Origin of the sequence: Paenibacillus sp. OT2-17 (genome assembly GCF_009827695.1) — a bacterium.
GTDB lineage: Bacteria > Bacillota > Bacilli > Paenibacillales > Paenibacillaceae > Paenibacillus > Paenibacillus polymyxa_B.
Window position 1 is genome coordinate 1 of the sequence record NZ_WUDQ01000762.1, and the last position, 1416, is coordinate 1416.

A 1416-nucleotide genomic window follows, 5' to 3' on the forward strand; every position below is an offset into this window, starting at 1 on the left:
CCCCGTAGATGCAGTTGCCCGGGAAAATACAACAACGATACCTGATAAGGCAGACAAGGCTCCAATTGTCCGCAGTGAATAATTGACGACTGCGACCACCTGTCCTACACTGGCATCCCCAGTGGAAATTTGGCCGCGTCCGAACCAAAGTACTGCAATAATCCCTGCATTCATCGTAAACAAAATGAACGGCATCGTCGTTTCTGTCCAGCGTAGAGCGGACACCGTCCCTTTCATCAACTCGCCTCCGTAATGGGCAAAACGTTCGATTTCATGCCGCATCCGCACAAAAACCCGGATGAGACGGATACCTGTCAGATTCTCCTGAATCACTCCGTTAACGTCATCCAAGCGTCGCTGGACACCTTTAAACAAAGTGACCGTCCTCCGCATCATCACCAACACAAACACGAACAGCACTGGGGCCATAACCGCCAATAGCAGCCCAAGCCTGAAATGTACAACCAGTGCCATCACAATACTGCCGATGACTACAAGCGGAACCCGTGTCATAAAACGCAGGCTCATAAACACCGTATCTTGTACTTGCGTGACATCCCCGGTCAGGCGCGTAATCAGCGACGAAGTGGCAAAACGTTTAAACACAGGATACGAAAAGGATTGCACTTTACGGTACAGCTTTTCCCGCAAATCATAGCCGAAGCCCTGACTTGCATGTGAAGCAAAAAAAGAGCTGGATATCCCCGCCATAAAAGCGATAACGGCACTCCCCACCAATACACTGCCCCATAACCAGACGACGGACAAATCCTGCTGTCGGATGCCCTCATCAATGATTTTAGAGATCAAATATGGCTGTGATAGCTCTACCGTCAATTCCAGCAACATCATCACGAGCGCTGCGATGGCTGGAACCCGATATTTTTTTAGAAAAGAAAACATCATTCCCACAAGCATTCCTCCAATTGCCCATAGCCGTCCTTCCAGATCAGCGTGTAATGGTTATAAGATTCGAACCTGTCTGCTGTAAAACCATATATACGCACTTTATACAGCACTATATTTTATTATACCCTTCTGAACGGCTTCGTTTAACCAGCAAATTGGAGACTCCGGTTGTGAAATTAAAAGATATGCAAGAAAGCGTTCCAGTCACGGTCACACTCACCGGACGGGAACGCTTTTTCGGTTATATCGGCAGCTCTGCCGGATAATACTGCAGCCAGCGCCTTAAATCCGCGCTATGAATGACACGCTTGGGATCTTCACCGACTAGGCGAAGCCGCTCCAGCAGGAACTTGATTTCACCGGAGCCTGCCTCGATTCCTTCCTGCTCCAGCATATATTGAACTGCACTTCTGCCCGAATGCTTGCCGAGTACAAACGAATGGTATTCGCCCATGAATCCGGCATACATATCAACGGTCTGCTAAAGGAGCGCGCCGCCTATCAGGC

General features: G+C 49.1%; 2 protein-coding genes. Both read right to left on the reverse strand.

Features of this window, described 5'->3' with window-relative positions; genetic code table 11:
- Positions 1-906 (reverse strand): ABC transporter permease (locus GRP75_RS26895; RefSeq protein WP_202404338.1); only part of this gene is annotated, 906 nt, incomplete at its 3' end.
- Positions 907-1150: 244 nt separating this feature from the next.
- Positions 1151-1378, reverse strand: a complete 228-nt coding sequence (locus GRP75_RS26900; protein WP_237449216.1) for a hypothetical protein — start codon at positions 1376-1378, stop codon at positions 1151-1153.
- Positions 1379-1416 lie beyond the last annotated feature (38 nt).